25 protein-coding genes are annotated in these 25,264 nt (G+C 32.2%); 15 read left to right on the top strand and 10 right to left on the bottom strand.

The genetic code is table 11. The features are described 5' to 3' along the window. Positions 1-139: 139 nt before the first annotated feature. Together IMX26_RS07470 and IMX26_RS07465 are read left to right on the top strand one after the other, a co-directional pair. Entirely contained in the window at positions 140-607 is a 468-nt protein-coding gene (locus tag IMX26_RS07470; RefSeq protein ID WP_195161046.1) for a flavodoxin, read from the top strand. A 248-nt stretch (positions 608-855) separates the two neighbouring features. Further along, on the top strand, positions 856-1,434 hold the full coding sequence (locus IMX26_RS07465) for a hypothetical protein (RefSeq protein ID WP_195161045.1): 579 nt from the start codon (positions 856-858) through the stop codon (positions 1,432-1,434). A gap of 244 nt (positions 1,435-1,678) precedes the next feature. On the opposite strand, the gene IMX26_RS07460 is transcribed toward IMX26_RS07465, so the two are convergent. Both IMX26_RS07460 and IMX26_RS07455 read right to left on the bottom strand, forming a co-directional pair. After that, the gene (locus tag IMX26_RS07460) at positions 1,679-3,424 is read right to left on the bottom strand and encodes an ABC transporter ATP-binding protein (protein ID WP_195161044.1); all 1,746 of its coding nucleotides are present in this window, start codon (positions 3,422-3,424) and stop codon (positions 1,679-1,681) included. Next, entirely contained in the window at positions 3,424-5,178 is a 1,755-nt protein-coding gene (locus IMX26_RS07455) for an ABC transporter ATP-binding protein (RefSeq protein ID WP_195161043.1), read from the bottom strand. Before IMX26_RS07455 ends, IMX26_RS07460 begins: the two co-directional genes overlap by 1 nt. A 311-nt stretch (positions 5,179-5,489) precedes the next feature. On the opposite strand from IMX26_RS07455, the gene IMX26_RS07450 reads away from it, so the two are divergent. The 3 genes from IMX26_RS07450 to IMX26_RS07440 all read left to right on the top strand — a co-directional run bounded on the left by IMX26_RS07450 (position 5,490) and on the right by IMX26_RS07440 (position 7,896). Further along, on the top strand, positions 5,490-5,852 hold the full coding sequence (locus IMX26_RS07450) for a PadR family transcriptional regulator (protein WP_195161042.1): 363 nt from the start codon (positions 5,490-5,492) through the stop codon (positions 5,850-5,852). Positions 5,853-6,023: 171 nt separating this feature from the next. Then, positions 6,024-6,674 (top strand): tetratricopeptide repeat protein, encoded by a 651-nt coding sequence (locus IMX26_RS07445; protein ID WP_195161041.1) that lies wholly within the window; start codon positions 6,024-6,026, stop codon positions 6,672-6,674. Between the two features lie 274 nt (positions 6,675-6,948). Then, positions 6,949-7,896 carry a phosphotransferase gene (locus IMX26_RS07440; RefSeq protein WP_195161040.1) on the top strand — a complete coding sequence of 316 codons (948 nt, stop codon included), beginning with the start codon at positions 6,949-6,951 and terminating at the stop codon, positions 7,894-7,896. Here IMX26_RS07440 and IMX26_RS07435 read toward each other — a convergent pair. Further along, positions 7,886-8,308: a stalk domain-containing protein gene (locus IMX26_RS07435; protein ID WP_195161039.1), complete on the bottom strand. Its 423-nt coding sequence runs from the start codon at positions 8,306-8,308 to the stop codon at positions 7,886-7,888. The genes IMX26_RS07440 and IMX26_RS07435 overlap by 11 nt on opposite strands. Positions 8,309-8,631: 323 nt before the next feature. Here IMX26_RS07435 and IMX26_RS07430 point away from each other — a divergent pair, with 323 nt between their 5' ends. After that, entirely contained in the window at positions 8,632-9,219 is a 588-nt protein-coding gene (locus tag IMX26_RS07430) for a M23 family metallopeptidase (RefSeq protein WP_195161038.1), read from the top strand. A gap of 449 nt (positions 9,220-9,668) precedes the next feature. Here IMX26_RS07430 and IMX26_RS07425 read toward each other — a convergent pair whose 3' ends face one another. From IMX26_RS07425 to IMX26_RS07400, 6 genes are read right to left on the bottom strand one after another with little or no spacing between them, the layout of a single operon-like run. Then, positions 9,669-10,073, bottom strand: a complete 405-nt coding sequence (locus IMX26_RS07425; RefSeq protein ID WP_195161037.1) for a hypothetical protein — start codon at positions 10,071-10,073, stop codon at positions 9,669-9,671. Continuing rightward, positions 10,066-10,275: a helix-turn-helix transcriptional regulator gene (locus IMX26_RS07420; protein WP_195161036.1), complete on the bottom strand. Its 210-nt coding sequence runs from the start codon at positions 10,273-10,275 to the stop codon at positions 10,066-10,068. Before IMX26_RS07420 ends, IMX26_RS07425 begins: the two co-directional genes overlap by 8 nt. Positions 10,276-10,296: 21 nt before the next feature. After that, the gene (locus IMX26_RS07415) at positions 10,297-10,482 is read right to left on the bottom strand and encodes a hypothetical protein (RefSeq protein ID WP_195161035.1); all 186 of its coding nucleotides are present in this window, start codon (positions 10,480-10,482) and stop codon (positions 10,297-10,299) included. Between the two features lie 10 nt (positions 10,483-10,492). Further along, entirely contained in the window at positions 10,493-11,176 is a 684-nt protein-coding gene (locus IMX26_RS07410; RefSeq protein ID WP_195161034.1) for a hypothetical protein, read from the bottom strand. Further along, complete coding sequence (locus IMX26_RS07405; protein WP_195161033.1) at positions 11,173-11,727, bottom strand: hypothetical protein; 555 nt, start codon at positions 11,725-11,727, stop codon at positions 11,173-11,175. The genes IMX26_RS07410 and IMX26_RS07405 overlap by 4 nt, the downstream gene beginning before the upstream one ends. Before the next feature lie 55 nt (positions 11,728-11,782). Beyond that, on the bottom strand, positions 11,783-12,538 hold the full coding sequence (locus IMX26_RS07400; protein WP_195161032.1) for an ABC transporter ATP-binding protein: 756 nt from the start codon (positions 12,536-12,538) through the stop codon (positions 11,783-11,785). Between the two features lie 720 nt (positions 12,539-13,258). Between IMX26_RS07400 and IMX26_RS07395 the strand changes: the two genes are divergently transcribed. The 9 genes from IMX26_RS07395 to IMX26_RS07355 all read left to right on the top strand — a co-directional run bounded on the left by IMX26_RS07395 (position 13,259) and on the right by IMX26_RS07355 (position 23,741). Continuing rightward, the gene (locus IMX26_RS07395) at positions 13,259-13,786 is read left to right on the top strand and encodes a CPBP family intramembrane glutamic endopeptidase (RefSeq protein WP_195161031.1); all 528 of its coding nucleotides are present in this window, start codon (positions 13,259-13,261) and stop codon (positions 13,784-13,786) included. A gap of 194 nt (positions 13,787-13,980) precedes the next feature. Further along, positions 13,981-15,195: a TolC family protein gene (locus IMX26_RS07390; RefSeq protein ID WP_195161030.1), complete on the top strand. Its 1,215-nt coding sequence runs from the start codon at positions 13,981-13,983 to the stop codon at positions 15,193-15,195. Beyond that, on the top strand, positions 15,195-16,298 hold the full coding sequence (locus IMX26_RS07385; protein ID WP_195161029.1) for a hypothetical protein: 1,104 nt from the start codon (positions 15,195-15,197) through the stop codon (positions 16,296-16,298). The genes IMX26_RS07390 and IMX26_RS07385 overlap by 1 nt, the downstream gene beginning before the upstream one ends. Positions 16,299-16,309: 11 nt before the next feature. Further along, positions 16,310-17,527, top strand: coding sequence for an efflux RND transporter periplasmic adaptor subunit (locus IMX26_RS07380; RefSeq protein ID WP_195161028.1), 1,218 nt, complete (start codon positions 16,310-16,312; stop codon positions 17,525-17,527). 5 nt (positions 17,528-17,532) lie between these two features. Next, positions 17,533-18,234: an ABC transporter ATP-binding protein gene (locus IMX26_RS07375; protein WP_195161027.1), complete on the top strand. Its 702-nt coding sequence runs from the start codon at positions 17,533-17,535 to the stop codon at positions 18,232-18,234. Then, positions 18,231-19,445: an ABC transporter permease gene (locus tag IMX26_RS07370; RefSeq protein ID WP_195161026.1), complete on the top strand. Its 1,215-nt coding sequence runs from the start codon at positions 18,231-18,233 to the stop codon at positions 19,443-19,445. Before IMX26_RS07375 ends, IMX26_RS07370 begins: the two co-directional genes overlap by 4 nt. Before the next feature lie 239 nt (positions 19,446-19,684). Continuing rightward, a complete protein-coding gene (locus IMX26_RS07365; protein ID WP_195161025.1) occupies positions 19,685-20,836 on the top strand; it encodes an amidohydrolase in 1,152 nt (383 codons plus the stop codon). Next, positions 20,836-22,005: an amidohydrolase gene (locus IMX26_RS07360; RefSeq protein WP_195161024.1), complete on the top strand. Its 1,170-nt coding sequence runs from the start codon at positions 20,836-20,838 to the stop codon at positions 22,003-22,005. Before IMX26_RS07365 ends, IMX26_RS07360 begins: the two co-directional genes overlap by 1 nt. A 323-nt stretch (positions 22,006-22,328) precedes the next feature. Beyond that, positions 22,329-23,741 (top strand): M20 family metallopeptidase, encoded by a 1,413-nt coding sequence (locus tag IMX26_RS07355; RefSeq protein ID WP_195161023.1) that lies wholly within the window; start codon positions 22,329-22,331, stop codon positions 23,739-23,741. Between the two features lie 1,012 nt (positions 23,742-24,753). Here IMX26_RS07355 and IMX26_RS07350 read toward each other — a convergent pair. Further along, positions 24,754-25,173 (bottom strand): Fur family transcriptional regulator, encoded by a 420-nt coding sequence (locus IMX26_RS07350; protein ID WP_195161022.1) that lies wholly within the window; start codon positions 25,171-25,173, stop codon positions 24,754-24,756. Positions 25,174-25,264 lie beyond the last annotated feature (91 nt).

The raw sequence follows: 25,264 nt of genomic DNA, 5'->3' as shown, positions 1-25,264 counted from the left end.
AAAACAATTATACCACAATTATAGGGTTTTAATACCTTCTTTTAGGCAATATTTAATTTATAGAGGATTTTTAGAGCATGTGTGTAATTAAATTATTATAAACGTCTTTTATTAGTAATACTTATGGAGGTAAAGATAGATGTCTTTAAATAATAAAATTTTGGTGGCTTATTATAGTAGATCTGGTAAAACAAAAATAGTAGCCAAAAAATTAGCAGAAAAACTAGGTGCAGATTGCGAAGAGATTATTGATAAAGCAAATTATAAAGGTATTTTTGGTTTTATTAAAGGTGGTTATACTGCTGCTAAACATAAAAGCACAAATATAGAGCCCCTAAAACATAACCCAGAACAGTATGATTTAGTTGTTTTATGCTCTCCCATGTGGGCGGGCAATATTGCCCCTGCTCTAGTAGCACTTTGTGATAAGTATACCCTGCCTAAAGTAGCATGGGTAATAACCTGTGCCAACAGCTCTAATAACATAAACCAGTTTCCTACCCCTAAGGACTCAATGGTAGCATATGCAAAATTTGGTCAAAAACAGATTAATAACAATGAAATAGATAAAGATTTAGATGAGTTTGTTAGGGATATTAAAAGATAGCATTAAATTAAATTCCTAAAAAGAAACAAGGGTTGGCATGGAAACCAACCCCTACGTTGTGATAGTTGTTATGATGGGTTATATTTTTTTTATCTTTATCTTTTCTTTGTGTTCTTTGCGTTCTTTGCGGTTTAAATAATCTTTTTATTCATTGTGGGAGTTGTTATAGTAGCTTAAATTAGTTTTTTAATAGTTACAGGTATAAAGACTTTACCTTCAATATACATATATAAGGGGGGGGGAGTTTAATGAAAAATAAAATTTTCACTGTTTGTTTCATTTTGTTTATAATAGCTGGTTTATGTATGTTTAATAATCTTAATAAAAAGCACTTAACAGCCCAAGACTATTTCCCTAAAGAGCCAATGGTTAAAGAGTTTAGTGGTGGTTTTGAAAACGAAGGTTTTAGTCGTAATTATGATTTGTTTAAAGAAAATAAGGTTCAAGTTAAACAAGAAGATTGTGCAGTTGACGTAGTGTTTATTTATGAATTAAGTGATGAAGAGGTAGTTCAAGTCTACAATAAAGAGATAGTTGGCCATTTTGAAGAAGACTATATCTCTAACTTTCAGCCCAATGCGAACAATGTAATTATTAAAACCCCTATAAAAAAAGGCACAAAATGGAGTACTGACAATGGGGGAGAATACGAAATAACAGACGTAAATGTAAAAATAGAAACCCCATTAGGCAAGTATAAAACAATAGAGATTACCTATAGCTTAGGAGATTTTAAATCAGTGAGTTATTATGCAAAAGATATTGGTTTAGTAAAAAGAATTTACGGAGATAATTATGTAGATGAATTAATAGGCATTAGTCAATAAGATATTCAAGGGGCTGTATATACAGCCCCGTAGTGTACTCGCTTTTATCATTTACTGGTTTCACCTTATTTTATAAGGAAATGATTTTATTACTTTACGCTTCATAAAATCATATTACTTCGTGTGGTGTATAATTGAATTTTTATTAAATTTCTAAAGGTAACGATTTTACTTCATTTCATTCCATAAAACGTATAAATTATGTGGTGTACTCACTTCGTTCGTGTAAACTATTGTTTTTCAACTACCAACCCGCCAATTTAACCTGCTCTTTGTTAATCTCCACTAGCTTCTTTTCATTTATTTCATATACCTTATCTACTAATTTTAAAGATGTGGTACGGTGGGTTACTATAATAATAGTTTTATCTTGCCATAGCTTTTTAGTGTTACTATATATTAATTGCTCGATTTGAGGGTCTAAATTAGAGGCCGCCTCATCTAAAATTAATATCTTAGGATTCCTTACCATGGCTCTCGTAATAGCAATTGCCTGTCTTTGCCCACCAGATAAAGTTTTGCCATTCTCCCCAACAAGGCTGTCTATGCCATTATCTAGCCTGTCAAAAAACTCATTTAACTGCAAGTCGTTAATAATTTTTTCTACATCTTGTTTAGAAGTATGGGGTAGTCCATAGGCAATATTCTCCCATACCGAAACCGGAAATAAATAAGTGTCTTGAGGTATAACCTGCACCATATTACGCAACTTAGTTTTAGGTACATTTTTTAGCGGTATATTACCAATTCTTATCACACCCTGTAAGGGGTCATATTGGCGAGATATTAGCTTAATAATAGTACTTTTGCCTACCCCAGATGGTCCAATAATGCCTATTTTTGCACCACTCGCTATTGTAAAATCTAGGTTTTCTAGTATATGTTCTTGATTTTCTTCATAAGCAAAGCTTACCTTATTTAACTCAATAGTTGAATCCTTTAACTCCACATCGTGTTTTAAATACTTTATGTTGGGTTTATTTTTAATGAATGAATAAACCCTATCAAGTGAAGCGGCGGCTGTTTGGTAGGTGGTATATATTTGGCTTAAATCCATTAACGGACCATAGATTCTACGGCTATAACTTATTGCCGCCATTAAAACACCTAAAGAGATAGCATTTTGGGCATATAATAAACCACCTTGCCAAATAACTAAGGCCAAACCAATAGCTCCTGCTAAGTCCATTATTGGAAACAACAAAGCCGAGATAGCGGTAGACTTAATATTAGCTTTACGTGCCTGTTGACTTAATTCTTCGACCTTTTTGTTTTGAGTTGTTTCTTGAGCAAATGTCTTTACAGCCCTTACTCCCGATATGTTTTGTTCTATGCCTGTTGTTAATTTAGCAATATTTTTACGCACTTGCTGTTGAGCTTTACGTAATAACTTGCCAATAAGATTGGTGCAAAATATAATAATTGGCATGCTTATAAGCAAAATAATAGCTAATTTTCCGTTTAACAAGTACAGGCTTACAGCAATAGCTACTATGGTTATTAAGTCACTTATAAAGTAAACAAAACCCTGTGATATAAGGTTGTAAAGGGTCTCTACATCATTCATAATTACCGAGCTAATATCTCCAACCTTGTTGTTATTATGAAAATTGATATCTAGTTTTATAAGATGACTGTAAATTTTATTTCGTAATGAGGTTATCACGTTATAGGCAATTTTTCTAGCTAAATACATTTGCCAAGAAGAAGTAAGCCATTGTATTAAAGCTACTGCAACATAAGCAATCACAACTAATACTAAACCGTTAAAGTGCTTTGCCACTATATGGTCATCAATTGCTGTTTTAGTTAACAAGGGCAGTATAGTATGTGAAGCAGAAATAATTAGGGTTAAGGTAATTGCCACAAATAGACTTTTGCCTTGCCCTTTTAAGTTGTTTTTTAGAATAGCTAAAGCCTGTTTATTTAATTTGCGTAAATTAAATTTTTCCCCGTTACTGCCAAATCTGTGGCCCATTCCTCCTCTCATTATGCTTCACTCCTATCATTACTTACCTGACTCTGTAAAAACTGCTGATACTCAGTAGAGTTTGCGATTAACTGTTCATGACTACCACTAGCTACTAGCTCACCATTTTTAATAAAAGCAATGTTAGAGGCAGTTTTAATGGTCCATAGTCTATGGGCAATAATTATGACCGTTCTATCTTTAAATACCTCAACTAGAGCTCTATTCAGCTTTTCTTCTGTTTCTTTATCTAAATTAGATGTTGGCTCATCTAGTATTAAAATCTTGGGGTCTGTTATTAGTACCCTAGCCATTGCTAAACGCTGTTTTTGACCTCCAGATAATAAAACCCCTTTTTCGCCAATTTGAGTTTGATATTTATTAGGTAAAGACTCAATAAAGTCATGTAACATGGCTTTTTGAGCGGCTTGTTTAACCTCTTGTTTGGTAGCATGGGGTTTGCCAAAGGTGAGGTTATCATAAATTGTTCCATCAAACATAAATGGTTGCTGGTGCATGTAGCCAATAGATTTTCTTAACTTGTTTAAATTAATATTGTTTAGTGAAATATTGTCTATCACTACTTCGCCTTCACTAGCAGTATAAAAACCCGGAATTAAGGAGGCAATTGTAGACTTACCCGCTCCCGAAGGCCCTACTAAGGCCAGCGTTTCTTTAGCTTTTATAGTTAAGTTAAGGTTGTTTAATATTTGTTGGCTGTTATCGTAAGCAAAGCTAATATTTTTAAGCTCAATTTTACCTTTTAATTGTTTTGGAAACTGACCACTATGTAAATCTTCTGTTTTATGATTTAGAATTTCAAAAACACGCTCAGCAGCTGCGGCAGAGCTTAAGGTCATACCCATTAACATACCAGTTTGTCGGATAGGTCTTAATAACATGCCTAGGTAGGTTAAAAAACCAAACAACATACCTTCAGAAATTGAGTTAGTTATGGTTAAATAACCACCCCAAAGCAGTGTAAAAGCTGTACCTAATGCCATTAAAAAATGAACATAAGGAAACCAAGTAGAGGCAATTTTACCTGCTTTTATATTGCGTTTTAACAGCTGAGCAGAGCTTTTAGCAAACTTTTTACTCTCGTATTCTTCGGCACCCAATATTTTAATAGTTTCAATGCCCGAAAAAGTCTGCTGAACAGAGGTAGTTAAACCACCAAATCCTTTACGTATTTGCCCCAATACAGGACGAACACCTAAGGCATACTTTTTCATGGCATGAAAAATAAATGGTAATAATGCAATAAAGGATAAAGAAAGTAGCGGCTGCCAATAAAGCAAAACTGCCAGTATTCCTATAAAGGTAAGAATATTATTAATAATATTAACCAAGCTAAAGCTATAAAACTTGGCTAACATATCTACATCTGAGGTAGCCCTGCTTACTAAATCACCTGTTTCAGTTTTATCAAAAAATGAAAAGCTTAAGCTGTTTATGTGGGCTAAAGTTTGAGACCTTAAGTTATGCACAATTTTTTGACCAGTGTTTTCCATTAAAATGCGTTGACCATAGTAAAAAAAGCCTTTTACAATAGTAGCTACAATAATTAATAAAAAGGTATAAAATAAGGTGTCTGCCTGTGATGTTTTTATAGTGTCTACTGCCTGTTTAATTAATACTGGTGGCAATAAAGTAAATAAGGTAGTAGTAAATAATAAAAACAAACCTAAAAATAGCGCTTTGCTATGCCCTTTAAATAGAGCAAAAAGTTTTATTACTGTTTTAAAACTGGCTTTGTTTTTACTTTTTTTCATGTAGTTTAACTCCTTTCAAAACAAATAATTAAAATTACCTGTATTTAAGCTTAATTTATAAACAACTAATTACCTCTTTTAAGCTAAAGTAAAAAGGGGTAAAAATCTAATTTAGCTATATGCACTATGCATATACTATGAGTATAACAGCATCTTTACTATTGTCAAGGTGCATATAGTGAAAATAATAAAATATTTGCCCAAGTAAGTTATTATAACTGGTAATAATTATTTGACAAACAATAGCTATTTTTATTATCATTATAGCTAGTATATGCATTATGCATATAGAGAAGTGAAGGAGAGTTATTATGTGTGAAACAAATACATGTTCAAATAAAAAAGAAAAATGCAGATGCCAAATAAAAGGCTTTTTACGTGCCTCGATTTTACTGTTACTTAGTAAGGGAGAACAATATGGTTATACTTTACAGCAAGATATTATTAAACATAACCTTAAAGAGAAGGTAGATATTAGTTCACTCTATCGTAATTTAAGAAACCTTGAGCAGTTAAATTTTGTTTCATCAACTTGGCGTGAATCTAGTAATGGGCCTGAGCAAAGGGTTTATATGATAACCGAGCAAGGTAAACAACAGCTGCAAATTTGGAAACAAGCTTTAATTAAAGAACAACAGAGAATTAATACTTTTTTAGAAATGTTAGATCAATAATATATATTAAGTTCTTGTTAATAGGTGTTACATGTTTATATGCTTTGAGTATATAATAATGTTATTATCTTATAATTAGTTACAACATATACTACTGTTAATAAATTGCTCAGATTCTTTTTAAATGTTAAAATTTTATTGCAACTTAAGAAAAAAAGGGGAAACTAAACTATGAAAAAGTTTGTAAAAATTGTAGTTGTTTTACTAGTAACTTTGAGTTTATTAGTTGGCTGTTCAAGCAAATCAAATACTAAGAAAGTTATAGAGATCAGTGATTTATATGATGAAGGAAAATACCAAGAAGCATTTAATTTGGCAACTGAGTATGTTGAAAAATATTCTGAAGATTATTTAGGATTTAGGCTTTTAGGTTGGATAAACTATGAGTTAGATGAGTATGAAAAAGCTACTGAGAACTTTGAAAAGGCTCTTTCATTAAATGATAAAGACGACAATTCTTATGTTGGTCTTGGTGTACTTTATCGTAGTCAAGGTGATTACGATAAAGCTATAGAGTATTATAATAAATCTTTAGAAATCAATGAAGATAATGCACCAGCTTTACAAAGTTTAGTTTTTGCTGAACTTTATATTGGTGAGTTTGAAAGCGCCATAGAACATGGTGAAAAAGCTTGGGAGTTAAGTGATAAAAAGAATGCTGTTATTGCTTCTAATTTATGTATTGTTTATCACTATGCTGGTAAAGAAGAAAAGCGTGATGAGTTTTTACAATACGCAAAAGATTTAGAGTATGAATCTGTTGATGTTTTAGAAAAAATTATTAGTGGTGAAATAGAATTAGACATTGCTAAAGCGCAATAAACATTATAAATAGCATAAAAATAATAGTATAATATAAGGCTGTTTTACCAAAAGGTAAAACAGCCTTTTTGGCTTTGTGAGGTTAATGTTAAATATGATAGGTATAATAATTTTTAGTTCTACTATAGTTAAACACGTTTTTCTATTACTGATAGCTATTACATAACTATACTCAAGTTTATTAATAACTTAACTAACATTATAGGCTATTAGCTAATACAATAATATGATAATGGTTAATTAAAAAGGATGGATAAACTTGTTTATAAACAATATGAGTATAGTAGAACATTTATATGATTTAACTGTATTGGATTTTAAAGTATTAAAACCCAATAGAGTTATTAAGCTAATAACCAATAAGGGCCTAAAAGTACTAAAAAAATGGAATACAGATTTAGTTGAAATTCAATACAATAATGCTATAAACTTTATTATGCAAAGTAAACTTAGCACAGTTAATATTCTTATAAACATCAACAATCAAAGATATTTTTTATATGAAACAAATTACTATTATCTATATGACTTTATTGATGGAAGCAATATTTCTTCAAGCGAAGGCGAAAATGTTTTACAAGCTATCAATAGCTTAGCATTAATGCATAAACATATGCAAAACTTAACTATAAATATTCTTGACAGTAAAATAAAGTATGATAGATTGCCAAAAAAAATAAAAGGATTTAGTCAGGAATTTGAAACATTAAATAATCAGGTTAAGACTCATCAAAGCGAAGTTAGTAATATTTTTTTAAATCACTATAGTTATTATAAAGAGCAAGCAATTAAAGGTAATATGATATTGCCTACTTTAAATGAGCATTTAATATACTGCCAAAAGGTAAAACAGTTATGCCATGGAGATAGTGGTTTGCGTAATTTTATTAAAAGTGACTCTGGTATTTATATTATTGATTTAGAAAGTTTTCAATATAACACAGTTATATATGATTTAATAAAATTTATTAAAAGTTTAAAATGGAATACAGAACTTATTGGTAATTGTTTAGCAAGCTACGTTAAAAGATCGGGTTATAGTAATAGTGATATTATTTTATTACTTAATATTTTAAACATACCATTTGAGTTTATTTCATATACCACTCAATATCTCAAAACAGGCTTAGATATTTACAGATTAAATTTGCAAAAATTTATAGACTATGAAGATCAAAAAAAATCTTGTATTTCTCATTTAATAAAAAGCTTTAGTAGCTAATATTAATAACTAGCTTTTTTCTATAATTTTCTCTTTCTATAGTAGCACCAAAGCATTTTAAAACAGGGTTTAAGGGTACCATGTAGGTGTTTTTTATAATTGGCAAATCAATTTTAAGGTTATACTCTAAGCCATCAACAATATACTTTTTAGCTTGAGGATAAAACATAATGTAATTATAGTTATTGAAAATTAATATTGATTGTTTGCTGTTATTTATTAATGTTTTTGCATTAAGTATATTCGCAATTTCTGGTAGTGAAACAATAATAGTATCATTTACTAAAATAGGATTTATAGTAAACTCAATAGGCACATTATTTAAACTAATAAATATTGGTTTGTAAGCCATAATTACTAAAATAAGCATTAATAGAAACGGTAAGTAAACTAAAATAAATTTTTTAGACATAAAAGTATCTCCAGTTAACTATCTTGTACCTAGTGTATTAATTAAGATACTAAAAAATGTATATAATCCACACAAAAACATATTTTATCGTTTAAGTATTAAAAAATTAGAGTTACAGTAAGCTAGTTAAAATAAATTGCTTTTATATCTCATTTTACTAACTAATTAATGTATTTTAGAACAACCCTACGCATAGTGTATATTACAAGACAAACCTTAAAGCTAATAAAATTCTTTAAGTATGTTATGAATAAAAGAAAATTAGTGCCTACTTTATAATAATCTTTAATTTTGCGGAGGTGTATTTGCATTAGCAATAAATAATGGAATCTATAATATATCCTAGTAAATCACGCCATATAATTAGTAAATACGGTGAACTACAAAGCAATAATAATAAATGTGATGGCATAAAATTTAATTGTGCACTTTTTTCAGAAGTATTCGCAGTTGCAGATGGAACAGTTGTGGAACTTAGTAATGAAACAGCATATGGAAAATATTTAATTATACAACACAATGAATTTTGTAGTATTTATGCTAATTTAAACTCTATTGATGTTGATATAGGTTTTAACGTTAAACAGGGTGATTCAGTAGCTACAACTGGGGTAGTGAGTTGTATATCACCTCCGTTTTTATACTTTGAAATACGAATTGGTCATTATAATGATAAGCATTTTTGGCACTCTACTAATAGTCAATTTAATAACTCTGTTGATCCTATGAGGCTATTAAAAAAAGCAGATGACTGGAGACTTTCTTTAGGCAAAAAAGCCTTAGAAAACCTACATGAAAAAGGAATAATAAGTGAACCAGAGCGTTGGCAATTGAGCTTATTAAAATCCTTACCTAGTTGGATAATATGGGAGGTCTTTAACAGAATTGTTAATAGAGTAGGTATGCTTTAGGTACGTGGTGGATTTGCTTTGCATCCATGGTTTGGCAAGTAGCTAACGCAACTTCGGTGTGGGTAACCCTGGGTTACGGGGTGGGTTTATGAGTACGGTGAGTAACTTAGTATTCAAAAAATATCTTATTACATTTTAAACCACCAATTAAGTTAATTGAGTTAAAAGGGGTAGTAGGGGCGAACCTCGTGTTCGCCTAAGTAATACCTCGAATAATCAATAAAAAGGCGAAGACCAGCTTACCACCTACTATGGTAACTTGGTCTTTAAAATCATGGCACTTCAAGTTGTTTTTGCAGTTGTATTCATGTTTGCTAATAAAATGTACTATAAGATCAAAGCTGCTTTATTTAAAGAGCTGGTTTAAACCCGCGTAAGCCCCAACCGTAGTTGATTTACCAACTATCCACCTGCCGCAGGCGAGTCCACCCAGTAGTTAGAGAAGCCTACTAATACTTTTTACAATTAATACTTAACAAAACAAAGTATAAAACAGACATTACACATATTATTACCACTCCATAGGTATTAACATTAAGCTTATTAAAGTAGTTTAAATTACTAGTAATTAGCACAAAAAAGAACATAATCCAAAACGCTTTACGTGTGCTTTCGTTTCTAATAAAAACATTTCTTTCTTCATTTTCAAGGCTTAAATTCTTTGCAATTTTTTTATTATTTTTATTAAAATAGTAAATTAGGCATTGTATACTACCTATAACAGCAAACATTATTCCCATAGATATAAGGTAAGGATTATCCTTAGCCATAAAATAACCATAACCTATAAAAGCTAAGCCTAAAACAACGAATAATATGTTGTTAATAATCTCTTTTTTAAGCTTTTTATACATTGTGTAACTCCTCCTCAAATAAAAATACTTCCTCTATACTTACATTAAAAACCTGAGCAACTTTATAGGCCAAAATAGCAGAAGGGTTATACCTACCACTCTCTAGTGAGCTAATAGTTTGCCTTGAAACACCTACAGATTCTGCTAAACCCTGTTGAGTTATATTATTAATTTCTCGATATTCTTTTATTTTATTAATCAATATAATTCTCCTAACTAAAAGTTACCATTTTTTAGCTAATAAAAAAAATGCAGATATCATTAACCATATCATTATCATTTTAATAAAAGTTTTTTTTATAGCTTTTTTGCTGAGTCCATTTTTTGGACTATACTTAATTAACATGATAGCAATCATTATTGCTAAACCAAGAAAACTCCAAATAATACCCATTAAGATTCTATTCATATTATTACCTCTATTCTAAAATAACGCTGTTAATATACCCTATTTGTAATTTTTGCATGTTTATGATTAATGACTCATTATTAGTTGTGTTAACAATTAAGTTAGCAACATACAATAAAATTATTGAGCCTCCAACAATACCTGAAAAATACAAAGGGTTTACTGCAAAATATTGAGTTTTAAATAAAAACAAAGTGGGTAAAGCAATAGATGCAATACCAAATATACTTGAGTATATTTGCTTAAGCTTAGAGAAATCCGAATAATGCACTGTTGAGTTAGCTAAAATTGCAATATCAGCTAAAACAAAAAAGAAACACATTAGCACAGCCAAAACAGATATGCCATGAACATTATTATATAGTATAGAGCTTGTTATTACAGCTATAAACAAGACAGTTAACGAATAACAATAGCCAGCTATAGCTATAAATAAGTGATTTGCTTTCCAAATGCTTTTAATGTTGATTTTACTTGTTAGTATTACCTCAGTATATACTAAGTCTTCTAAACTCCAATTACATAAATTGCTAAGCAAGGTGCATATAAAAGGAAAATAAGCAATGGTAGTGTTAATGTTTATTTCTTTAATAGTATTTAGTATAAAGTAGACAATAGGCATTAGTAAAAACAGAAGTGTTTTTACCTTATTTTTTTTAATATTAAGATACTTTTTCCATAATATTGCCTTCATGATAATAATCCTTTCATTAGTAAGCTTTCATTATTTAATTTTTTAAAAGCTATTTTATTTAATAGAATTGTAGCCAGTGTTAGTAGACTGTAGCCCCCATAAACATAAGATGTATTTGAAAATTTGAATATTGCCAAGAAAAAAATACATTTACACAGCTCAATTATTATGCTGTTTTTTCCATTTAACAGGGTTAAGGTAGCTATTAACAAACCCCAGTTCCATAAAGATATTAAAAATAAAAGATATTGTAGAAGATTAATAACCAACTCTACTGTAAAACTAAATTTTGAGCAATAAAATAACACAATTAAAATGGTAATAACTATTATTGTGACGAGCTTAATTAATAAATAGGCAGCTGCTTTTAATTTTATAATTTTAGTTATAGAACAGGGAAGAGTTAACATAGCCTGTATATTAGTTTTTAATATCTTAATAAAGCTAAAGCTTATGCCTGAAAGAAAAATATAAGCACATAGATAATAGGTTATATAATTAATATTCAAATCTACCTTTACAGCCAAAGCTATTGAAATAGCTACAATCATAATCGTATATAGCAGATTGTTTTTTAGCGTCTTTAACTCCTTCCAGAGAAACGGATTATTGGCCATTATCTGATATATCCATAATGCCTTTATAAATAGTCTCAAGGTCGGTATTGTTTGTATCTAGTAAAATACTGTTATTAATTTCTGTTAGTGTACCAGATGCCTTAAGCTTACCATCTTTAATAAAAGCATAACGCTTGCAAATTTTTTGTAGCTCATTTAAGTTGTGTGAACTAATTATGATAGTCGTTTTCCTTTTTTGTAACTGCAATAGCTGTTCTCTAATCATTAATTGACCATCTACATCTAAGCCTATAGTCGGCTCATCTAAAATTAAGAGTTTAGCATTGGCATTAAATGCTCTTGCTAAAGCTAATCTTTGGCGCATGCCCTTAGAAAAAAATATAATTTTATCGTTTTTATTATCTAATAATCCTACCTTTTTTAAGGATTCTTGTATTCGTTTTTTTCTATCATGCATAGTTGAATTGTTATAATAAATCCTATCAAAAAACTCAATATTCTCCCAAGCTGTTAAATCTTTATATAAACATAGCGAATCAAGTAATACAGATATATCACTTTTGAGTTTTAAAAAGCTTTTAGAACTAACACTAATACCATTTACCCATATATCTCCATTAGATAAATTGTAGAGATTTAGTATTAGTCTAATTAAGGTAGTTTTGCCGGCCCCATTAGGTCCAACTAAACCAAAAATTTCACCCTCATTAACATTAAAACTAATATTTTTAATTATCTTTTTGTTTTTAATAACTTTACTTATATCTTTACAAATAATATTCATTTAGGCTCCACCTCTTAAGCGTAATGTAAAGCAAGCTTTACATTGCTAGAATAACATACAAGATTAACTAATGTCAAGTTAGCTTTACATTATTAATTTTAAATATTGCTTATAAAAAAAAACGCCTAAATGCTTTAAGCATTTTGGTGTAATGTGTCTTTTATAGCCTATTTAATTTTAATAAAAACATTAAATAACCCTACAAAAGTTAATTCTTCATTCAGCATTTTAAGCTTATATATGCTAAATAATTTGTAATCATAATGGGTGGTGGCCATGTCTAAGAGGTTTTTGCCTAGGTAGTTAGTTAAGTAGTTACTTATTTTGGATTCAAGCTCACTAGGATTTTCACTGGCAATTCGTTTTTCAATTTTATCTGCTAACCATAAAGTGAACTGATCTTACTGGGATTCGTTACAAAGCTTATTATTGTAACTACCATAACTAATATTAAAACCATTAATAGTGATTTTTTAATAATCAACAACCTCCTCTAAAATTGTCATTTATATTTAAAGTATATTATTTATTATTGTTTGTAATACAGATATTATTAAGATATATATAGCTAATAATAGTTGACAAGGCTATAATAATAAATAACATTGTTTTCTTATAATAAGCCTATACTAAAAAAATAAGAACTAGAGTTATTTTCAGCAGCAGAATAGTAATAATACTGGGGTTTTACATCATTAGAGATATATAGGAGATGAATTTATGCAGTGGAGTAGTATTAACTTTAATATATTTAATTTGTTTATGGGTTTATTAATTGGTAGTGCAACAGGAATCATTACCTCTCACTTTGGTAAATTTATTAAATCAAAAGGAGAAGATAGGTCCCTAAAAGGTATACTAATATTATGGAAAAGATCACCCTTAAAAACAGTATTGTTAGTAGCCATTATAGCACCAGTAGCAGAAGAAGTATTGTTTAGATTTATAGGTATTAGTTTACTAAATCACGTTTTACCAGGCTTATTACCCCTACTAATTACCTCAATCTTGTTTGGCTTAGCCCATAATCAGTATCCAGTTAATATTATTACAGGAATTATTGGACTCATTTTAGCATTTACCTATTTGTCTTATGGTTTAGTAGCTTCAATAATGGCTCATAGTGTGCATAATATAATATCTGTTACTTATTTAGTTAAAAAGGCCGAAAGATTATTAGGGAGAAAATTAAGTATAGCTTTACATGAAATGAGCATTAACGAAGTAATGCAAGAGCTAGATATTTAATAATAATATCCCACGATAAGAGATCATATTTAAAGTGGTCTCTTTTTAGTTTATAATAATTTAAAAACAACTTAAAATATAACATCATATTCACATTATATTATAGTAAATGCCACATTTTTGCCTAAAACAAAGGCTACAATAAAACAGTTAAGAAAGAGTGAAATTACATATAAAAATCAAGGAGGATGTATATGACATTTAAGCCTAAAATACTCATCATAATCTTAGCTATTGGCTTAATAATATTATCACCTCAGCTAAATGTTTCTAGTGCTAATGGTGAAATAAGCTATAGTAAAATGCTTAAAACATTTGAGAATAATAATACTGACTTAAGAGAAAAACAACTAAGTCTTAATGATGCATTAAGATCATATCAACAATCTCAAAAAGATGTAAAAGATGCAAGTTCTTCGTGGAGCAATACCGTAGATATGCTAAATAAACTGGCTATAGAGATTACCAATGAAATGAAATTTGGCACAGTTATGCAAAGAAGTGTTGCTTTAACAAAAGCTGAGGTTTTGTATAAACAGCAACAGCTATCCACAGAAACACAAAAAAGTAGCCTATATATAGAGCTAAGAAATAGCTATTTAAACTATTGGCAGAGCAGAGTTAGGGCTGATTTATTACAAAATACAGCCAGTATTAGTGAGGCAAATTATGCCAAGAACGAGCTACTTTATAAACAACATAAAATTAGTTTACAGGACTTAGAAAAAGCAAAGCTTAACTTAGTACAAAATCAAAACAATTTAAATGATGCTAAAAGAAAACAAGAGCAAAGTGAACAAGCGCTTGCTTTGCTTATTGGTACTGACTTTGCAAAAATATATGAAATAAATATATGGGAGAGTGAAGAAAAGCTAGAACATAATTTCGTAGAGCCATATATCAAACAGGCTTTAAAAAATAGGTTAGATATAGTGTTATTACAAGACCAAATTGCCACTAATAAGTTAACTATAGATACCTATGATAAATACCTTAATTACAGTGATTTAAGTGAAACTCAACAAAAAAGCTATGATCAATTAAATAAAGATAATGATCGTTTATATTACGAACTTCAAAAAAAGAAAATACAGGTCGAAAAAGAAATACGAAATGCTTATTTAGACTTACAATATAGTAATTTTAGAATTCAAACGCTTATTAATAACCGTAACGATTTAAACAGTGACTACTTAAAGCTAAAAGAACAGTTTAAACAGGGTAAAGCAACAGAAAATCAGGTTTTAGAGGCTCAATTAAATTATAACGATGCTCATATAACATACTTAAAAGCTATTTATGATTATAATACTCAAGTTTACAAATTTAATTGTATTAGTAATGCTGGTTTAAACATTAATATTGCTCAAACAGCTCAAATAAGTACATCACAAGGAAGGGGTCACTAATGAGTAAAGTTATAAAGGTAATAGCCTTAATTACCACTTTAGTTATTGTAACAACGTTTTCAGTTCAGGCTATCGAAAACATTTTAACAATAACTCAAGCTAGACAAGAATCTCAGTCTTCAGATATAGATGCTATACTTGCTCAAAAAGATATTACAGAGTTAGTAGAAGCTAAAGATCAAGCCTTAGAAGATGCTGAAGATACTAATGTTTTAGCTGGTACAGCAGAAACCCAATTAAACAGTAAGGTGAAAAAATATATCAGTCCGTTGCAATCTCAAATGAATATAGAATTAGCAACAAGAAATGAAAATCAACGGATAACCCAGCGTTTAGTAGATACAGAGTATGCCTATTGGCAACTTCATTTAGCAACAATAGCTATAGATAAAGCAAATCTTGAACTAAAAATTGCCAATAATAATTATGAATCAGCTAAAATAAAACTACAAAACGGCAATATATCTGCAAACCAGTTTACAAGTCAAAAACATAATGTTGCTGCTAAACAGCTTAAGGTATTTGAGGCAAACAATAACTATAAAAAAGCCCAATATAATTTAAACGAATTTTTGGGTAAAGAGCTTAATAATAATTTAAATATTGCAGATAATCTTGAGCTTAAGGTGCCAAAACTATGGAGTTTTAATACCGATTCACTATATGAAAAAGCCTTAATAGTAAACGAAAACATTTATAAATTGCAAAAAGAAACAGAGTTTGCAAAAATGAAGCTACAGTATGCAGGTGAAGAATTTAAAACATCTAAAGACGAATACCTAGATGTAGCTACAGAAAAAGAGAAAGCAGATAATGCCCTTGTAAAAGCCAAGAAAAATCTCTATAAGAGTATTACTGTTGATGGCAATAGTGTTTTAAGTTTACTAGAAAACAACAAGCTATTAGAGCTACAGTTAAAAATAGAGCAAAGCAATTTTAAAGCTGTTCAACTTAAATACAATAAGGGTGCTGTAAGTAAAAATGAATATTTACAGGCAAATTTGTCACTAAAAAATATTCAGTATCAGCTTCAATCTAATATAGCAAATCTTAATAAAAGCTATGAAAGCTTTAATATTAAATACATTTACGAGAGTAAGTAGGGAGCATATTTATGAAAAAACTAACTAAGAAAACTATTATTATAATTGTTGTTGTAGCAATAATAGCGGTTATTGGGGTAAGCAGTATTTACAAAAGTAAATCAGCAAAAGCCAACACAAATAATCAGCAAGCGCAAGCGCTAAGTACAGTACCAGTAACTATTAGAGACCTGCAAAGTACTATTTACGCTAGTGGAGCCATAAAGCCCAAAAAATCTGCCACAATTTTAGCAGAAACCAGTGGTGTAGTAGCTCAAATCCTTGTAAAGGCTGGTGACTCTGTTGTTAAAGGTCAAGAAATAGCCTATTTAGAAGTAGCAGACCTTAAAGAGCAAATTAAGCAAAAAGAAATTAGCTATAAAATTGATAAAAATAACTACCAACAAGCTAAACAAAACGCCGAAGACAACCTTAAAGACAGTAAAGATACCTACGAAGAAAAAAAGGCTTTGTATGCAGTTGATTCTATTAGTAAGAATGAGTTAGATAATGCCAAAGAGCAGTATGACGATGCTAAGGCAGAGTTAGATATAAATGTAGATGATAATACGCCAACTACGCTAGAGATTAAATACCTACAGTATCAGCAAAGTGAATCCAACTTAAATAATCTCTATAAAGATTTAGCTGCTGCAACCATAAAAAGTCCAATGACAGGTGTAGTAACAAACGTTAAAATAGCTGAAACAAGCTATGTAAATAATAAAAGTCCATTATTTGAAGTAGCCGTTTTAGACGAGTTAGAGATAACCACTACAGTGGGTGAGTATGATGTAAACAAACTACAGGTGGGTATGCCCGTAATAATTTCTGGAGATGCCTTTAATAATCAGTATACAGGTGAGGTAAGTAATATTGCGGCTGCTGCTACTAAATCTGGAAATGAAACAGTAGTAGATATACTTATAGATATAAAAGATGAAACCCAGGAGCTTAAGCCAAACTTTACAGCCAATGCTGACATAGTGGTATCTTCTGTAGAGGCAGCTTTAACTGTTCCAATAGATACAGTAATTAAGGGTGCCAAAGGTGAAAATATGGTAAGGCTTAAAGATGGTGAGGAGTTTAAACTAATAAAGGTAGAAACAGGAGTTGAAAGTGACCTATATATACAAATAATTAGTGATGAAATAAAAGAAGGTGACCTAGTTGTTTCTGGTGCAGGGGCAGCAACAAACAAGCAGGCAGGGTTTATGCTAGGTGGCGGAAAAAGGTCAGGTGGGAGGTAGTCTCTATGCTTAAACTACAAGAGATAGACAAAATATATGGGCAGGGAGATATTCAAGTTAACGCCTTAAAAAAGGTTAGCTTTAATGTTGATCAAGGTGAGTTTGTGGCGATAATGGGGCAATCTGGTTCAGGCAAATCTACCTTAATGAACATTATTGGTTGTTTAGATAGACCTACAAATGGCATATATGAAATTGATGAAGCAAATGTTGCCAACCTAAAAGAGGATGATTTAGCCCAAATAAGAAATAAAAAAATAGGCTTTGTATTTCAATCTTTCAACCTTTTGCCACGGGTAACTGCTTTACAGAATGTAGAGCTTCCTTTGGTTTATTCCCACGTACCTCAAGCAGAGCGTAGAAAACGGGCAATGTCAGCTTTATCAAGGGTGGGTTTAGCAGAGCGTACCCATCATAGACCTAATGAATTATCGGGTGGTCAAAAACAGCGTGTTGCTATAGCTCGGGCTTTAGTAAGCAACCCAACAGTAATCTTAGCAGATGAGCCAACAGGTAACCTCGATACTGCTACAACCAAAGAAATAATGAACCTGTTTTGTGAGCTAAATGACGAGGGTGTTACCATAATTATTGTAACCCATGAAGATGATGTAGCAGAGTACACTAAAAGAGTGGTAACTTTGCGTGATGGAGAGATTATCTCTAATAAACAAATTAATGAAGCTGAGCGGAGGTGGGCAAAATGAAATTCTTAGAGGGATTCAAAATATCTCTTTCAGCTATATGGGCCCATAAAATGCGTTCATTTTTAACTATGCTGGGTATTATTATTGGTATTTCTTCGGTAATAACAGTAGTTAGTATGGGGCAAGGTAGCCGAAAATCTATTGAAGGAAACTTCGAAGACTTTGGTGTAAATAGAGTAATAATTTACCTTAACGGCCGAACAGAAGATGTAACCAATAAAGATAGGCTAACAGAAGAAGACATTAAAGCATTGCAAAAAAACTTTTCGGAAACAACTGTAGCTATATCTCCAACAAAAAATATGTTAGCAAGTTCAACAGTTAATAAGAAAAGTGCTAATATAACTATTAGTGGCGTTTATGATAATTACAACTCCATTGAAGAGAAAAAAATATTATTAGGTCGTTATTTAAATGAAAACGATTTACAAAACAGGAGAGATGTAATTGTAATAGGAGAGGACTTAGCTGAAGAACTATTTGAGAACTCTAAAACTGCTTTGGGTCAAAGAATATTTCTGGATACAGGTAAGAAAAAAACACCTGCAACTATTATAGGTATTTATGAGTTTCAGGATAGTATGTTTTCAGGAATGAATGAAAACTACTCAGCCTATATGCCATATACAACTGTTAATAAAGTAACAGGCAGCTCAAGATATGTTAATAGTGTTAACATAAACATGGCATCCGATGTTAATGTAAGTGCCGAAATGAATAAAATGATTTCACTATTAGAGAGCCGTCATAAAAATGCTGGTGAAGATAAATATCGTGGCTCCAGTGCAGAAGAGCAATTATCTATGGTAAACAAGGTAATGAATAATATTACGCTTTTAGTTAGTGGCATAGCTGCCATCTCGCTCTTAGTTGGTGGTATTGGGGTAATGAACATCATGTTAGTTTCGGTAACAGAGCGAACCCGTGAAATAGGTATAAGAAAAGCAATAGGAGCCAGGAGAAGAGATATTCTTATTCAGTTTATATTAGAAGCTATTCTGCTAACAATGGGTGGTGGAATAATAGGAACAATACTAGGTTTATCTGGAGCTTATGTTATCGCAGGAGCATTTGGCATACCGCGAGTAATATCAGTATCATCAATACTAATAGCATGGGCATTTTCGGCCTTAATTGGCCTATTCTTTGGATCATACCCTGCCAATAAAGCAGCCAAGTTAGATCCTATAGAGGCCCTGCGTTTCGAATAAGCAAGCAAATAATTGTAATATATTAATAAAATCTTGTAGTGAACGGCCTCTGTGCCGTTCATTTTTTGTTATATCTAGAATCCTAAATTATAAGGCATTAAATTTGTAACATCACAAATAATAATTGCATAAATGCAAAATGTGTAATATTTATTTTCATTATAGAAAGAAGGTATTATTATTGAGTTGTGGAATACTAGTAAGGTAATAAAAAGTACGCTAATTAAGGAGGGAAAACTATGTTAGCAGTAATTAATGCACGTATTAATACAGTTACTAATGGTGTTATAGAAAAAGGAACACTTTTAGTAAAAGATGGTAAAATAGCTAAACTTGGTGCTGATGTTCAAGTTCCAGAGGGTGCAAAAATAATTGATGCAGCAGGACGCACAGTTACACCAGGTATTGTAGAGGCTCATTGCCATGCAGGCATAAATGAAAAAGGTTTAGGTGCCGAAGGTAGAGATGCAAACGAAGCTACCTCACCTATTACTCCTTGGTGTAATGCTAAAGATGCTATAAATATGTTAGCAGATGATTTTAATGAGTTTCGTGAGGCTGGTATAACAACTGCAGGAGTATTACCAGGTAGTGCAAATTTATTAGGTGGTATTGGGGTAGCCGTTAAGCTAAAGAAAACTTCAATAGTAGATGAAGCAGTTATTAAAGAAACTGGCATGAAATCTGCCTATGGTGAAAATCCAAAAGGTGCTTATGGCAGAAAAAATAAATCTCCTTCAACCCGTATGGGTAATGCTGCTGTTATGCGTGAAGCTTTACTTAAAGCACAGCAATATTTACGAAAAAAAGAGGCAGGCGAAAACCCTAAGTTTAATAAATCTTATGAGGCAATGATTCCAGTTATGAAGCGAGAGCTTCCTTTAATAATACACTGTCATCGTGCTGACGATATAGTTACAGCAGTACGTGTATGTAAAGAGTTTAACCTACGTTATGTGTTAGAGCATGTTACAGAGGGTTATTTAATTGTAGATTTCTTTGTAGATAATGATATAGATTGTGCAGTTGGACCAACCATGCACTATGGCTCTAAAGTTGAGAATAAAGAACGTGATTTTAGAACTCCAATATTATTTGCTCGTGAGGGTGTAAAATTTTGTTTTACCACCGATCACAGTGTAGTATCTGGCCGTCATTTAAGAACAACAGCTGGTATTGCTGTAAGTAGAGGTATGAGTGAGGACTTAGCTTTAAAAGCAATTACTATTAACTCAGCTCGTCATATTGGTTTACAAGACCAAGTTGGTTCTTTAGAGGTTGGTAAAGACGCTGACTTTGTAGTATGGTCTGGTCATCCTTTGGCCTTTACAACATTTGCAGATTTAACCGTAGTAGAAGGTAAAGTAGTTTACGAACGGGAGGTACTATAATGTTATTAATTAAAAACGCTAAATTATATCCCGTAACAGGTGATGTTATAGATAATGGTCAAATGTTAGTTGATGATAGTGGTAAAATTGCCGCTATTGGTACAACAGTCAATGCCCCAGCCAATGTTAACGTAGTAGATTTAAATGGTAAAACAGTTTTACCAGGTTTAATAGATATTCACTCTCACGTAGGTGTATGGGGAGATGGTGAAGGCCCTGCTGGTTATGATGGAAACGAAAAACCTGCAGCTGTTAACCCTAAGGTTAGTGCCCTTGATGCTGCAAATCCACGTCAAATAAGCTTTAAAGGTGCCCAAGAGGGTGGTATTACAACTGTTCAAATATTACCTGGTTCTGGTAACCCTATTGGTGGTTTAGGTTTTGCTTGTAAAACTGAAGGCACCATTATAGATAATATGGTTATAAAAAATCCTACCGGATTAAAGGGTGCTTTAGGAGAAAATCCTAAACGTTTTCACGGTCAAAGCTTAAAACATGCTCCATCAACTCGTATGGGAACTGCTGGTTTAATTCGTGAATACTTCGAAGAAGTAAAGGCCTATATGGTTAAAAAGAATAAAGCAGAGGCCGAAGATACAGCCTTTGATAAAAACATGCACTATGAACCAGGCGTTATGGTAATGAAAGGTGAAATTCCATTTAGAGTTCACGCCCATCGTCATGATGACATAGTAACAGTAGTGCGTTTATGTGAAGAATTAGGTGTTAAATATACTATTGAGCACTGTACAGATGGTCACTTAATTGCCGACTATTTAGCTGAACATAAGGTTGTAGCCTGTGTAGGACCTGGTCTAAGCGGTGCAAGCAAAGTTGAAACAGCTAATTTTACAGATGCTAACCCAGCTATTTTGCATAAGGCCGGAGTAAAGGTTTGTTTAATGACCGATCATCCGTTTTTGAACTGCCGTCATTTCTTAGTTTACGGTGCGGTTTCATCAAAGTATGGTATTAGTTTAAACGATACCTTAAAAATGATGACCATAAACCCAGCAGAACAGCTAGGAATTGAAGATAGAGTAGGTTCTTTAGAGGTTGGTAAGGACGCTGACTTTATTGTTTTAGGTGGACACCCATTTGCCCACACAACTGCAATTGAAGCAACTTATATCGAAGGTAAAAAAGTTTGGGAAACCCCTATATATTAAAATAACATAAGAAGAGGTATTATGTACCTCTTCTTTCTTGTATTTAATGTGGTAGCAATTTGATATAGAAAATTCTTAATTAAGCTAAACATCTAACAGTATAATCCGCAACATGACTAATCTTACTTCGTTTTATAACCTAAAACTTTAATATCCTATTATTTTTATTGATCAACCTGTTGTTGATTAAAACTATGACCTAACTAAACCCAAACTTATCTTTTAATATAGTATTTATTTTTTTATGTTATACATAAATTTATGAATTGTAAAAGTGTTATTAAGTATTATTAAATTTATTATTTTAATAAGGGGGCATAAAAATGGTAAACAAAGCTGTTAAGTTTATTGAAGAGCACAAGACTTGTTATATTGATGTGAGTGATAAAATATGGCAATATGCTGAGGTTGGTTTACAGGAGCACAAGTCATCGAAACTGTTAGCAGAGGTACTAACAAAACATGGCTTTAAGGTAGAGAGTGCAGTGGCAGGAATGCCGACTGCTTTTACTGCCACATGGGGTAACGGTAAGCCTAAAATAGGATTTTTAGCTGAGTATGATGCCTTACCACATTTAAGCCAAAAAGCTCAAACAACTAAACAACCTCTAATTAATGATGCTCCAGGTCATGGCTGTGGACATAACTTATATGGCGCTGCTGTTTTAGGTGCTGTTTTAGGTTTGCAAGCAGAAATGAAAGCAGATAATCTTAAAGGTACAATAGTATTTTATGGCTGCCCTGCTGAAGAAACCCTAGTTGGCAAAGTATTTATGGCACGCGAGGGTTTATTTAATGACCTTGATTTAGCTATAACTTGGCACCCAAGTCAAATGAACACAACTTGGGCAGGTAGCTGTAATGCCATGAACTCTGTTAAATTTAACTTTCATGGAAAAACAGCTCATGCTGCAGGAGATCCCCACAATGGTAGATCAGCCTTAGATGCAGTTGAGTTAATGAATGTAGGTGTAAACTACTTAAGAGAGCATGTAATACCCGATGCTCGTATACATTACGTAATAACCAATGGGGGTGGTGAGCCAAATGTTGTGCCTGATAAAGCACAGGTATGGTATTATGTTAGAGCACCACGCCGAGACTATGTAGACGAAATATTTGAGAGAGTAGTAGATGTAGCTAAAGGTGCAGCTATAATGACAGGAACAACCATGGATTACAATATTCTTGCAGCAGCTTATAACTACTTACCCAATGATACTATAGGTGATGTAATGCTCGAGAGCCTTAAAGAAATAGGGGCTCCCAAATGGAGTGAAACAGAAATTAATTTTGCTAAAGAATTGACACAAACATTTGAGCCTATGAAAGTTAAGTCATTACGTGTTAATAACTTATATGAAAAATACAAAAGTACTTATCTTCATGATGAGGTAATAGATCCTTTAGATAAAGGTAAATGTGGTGCTGGCTCTACAGATGTATCTGACGTAAGTTGGATCACAGCAACAGGTCAAATAACAACAGCTTGTTTAGCATTGGGTACCCCAGGACACTCGTGGCAAGTTGTGTCTTGCTCAGGCATGAGCATAGGTCATAAAGGGCTAATATATGCCGCTAAAGCAATGGCACTAACTGCAAGTAAGTTATTACATGACCAAGAGCTTGTAAAAAAGGCACAGGCAGAATTTAAGGCTAAAACAAAAGACAACCCTTATAAATGTCCACTACCAGCTAACGCTGTGCCACCACTTGATTTATTGCCTAAACATTAATGCTTTAAAATACGCTCGCCTTTAGTGGCGAGCTTTTTTATAGCGGTTTGGGTTTGCTGATGGCAAACGGAGTGGGTATCTCTGCGAGATACGGAGTGGGTTCACTGAGTTCACGGGTTGGGCTAGCACGGAAGTTAAAGCAACACAATAGTTGCTACTATTTTTAAAAAAAGATTTTGGCTGATGTAATGGTAAGTTAAAAGTGTATTGTAAGGAGCTAATCCGCGAAGCCCCCACCGTATTCCAAAGGAATACCCCCACCACGAAGCCGATAGGCGAGTCCACCCCGTAATTGTTCTACGATTTATGAAATGTAATGTAATAAAATCGTTACATTTAAAAATAGAATAAAAACAATTATCCACTCCATTTATAGCGGATTGGGTTTGCTGATGGCAAACGGGGTGGATATCTCTGCGAGATACGGAGTGGGTTCACTGCGTTCACGGGTTGGGCTAGAGCGGAAATTAAGCAACACAATAGTTGCTACTATTTTTAAAAAAAGATTTTGGCTGATGTAATGGTAAGTTAAAAGTGTATTGTAAGGAGCTAATCCGCGAAGCCCACCCCGTATTCCAAGGGAATACCCACCCCACGAAGCCGTAGGCAAGTCCACCCCATAATTGTGCTACGATTTATGGAATGTAATGTAAAAAATCGTTACATTAAAAATAGAATAAAACAATTATCCACTCTATTTATATGGTTAGGGTTTGCTGATGACAAACGGGGTGGGTACCTCTGCGAGATACGGAGTGGGTTCACTGCGTTCACGGATTGGGCTAGCGCGGTAGGTAACATAACTCTACTATACTTGGTTAAAAATGTATTGGTAAGGAGCTAATCCGCGAAGCCCACCCCGTATTCCAAGGGAATACCCACTCCACGAAGCCGTAGGCAAGTCCACCCCGTAATTGTTATATTTTTTAAATATAACAATTACCCCCAACAAAGGCTGAAAGCCTTTAAAAAAAAAGAAGCCCTGAGTAGGGGAATAGGCTATAACTATAACTCAGTGCTTTAAACTCTTATAACATTCTTTACAAATACCTTTAATATAGGTATGGTACTCTGTTGCTTTAAACCCCTTAAGCTGTTCAATTTGGTAGTTAGATAAATCGTAATCAAAGTCGTAAACTTTATTACATTGAGTACACTTAAAATGACCATGGTTGGAGGTATCGGCATCGTATCTTGTTTCTTTATCTTCAATAAGTATTGCAATAGCTATATTATTTTTTATAAATAAATCAAGTGTATTGTATACAGTTGTTTTAGATAGCGTAACTAGTTCAGAAGACAAGGCATTATAAATCTCATCAACTGTTGGGTGAGATTTATACTTAATTAAATAATCAAATATTTTTATTCTTGGTAAAGATGGTTTAACTCCATGTTCAGTTAAATGCGCTTTAATTTCACTAATTGTCACAATACCATCTTCTTTCTAATTTATACATTTAGGGTGGGGATTTTTCCACCCTGTTCTTTTAAAGAGTAACAATAGGCTACCGTATTAGCCT

Origin of the sequence: Clostridium sp. 'deep sea', from assembly GCF_014931565.1 — a bacterium.
In the GTDB taxonomy this organism is placed as follows: Bacteria; Bacillota; UBA994; order PWPR01; family PWPR01.
This window is presented reverse-complemented; position numbering and strand designations above follow the sequence as displayed.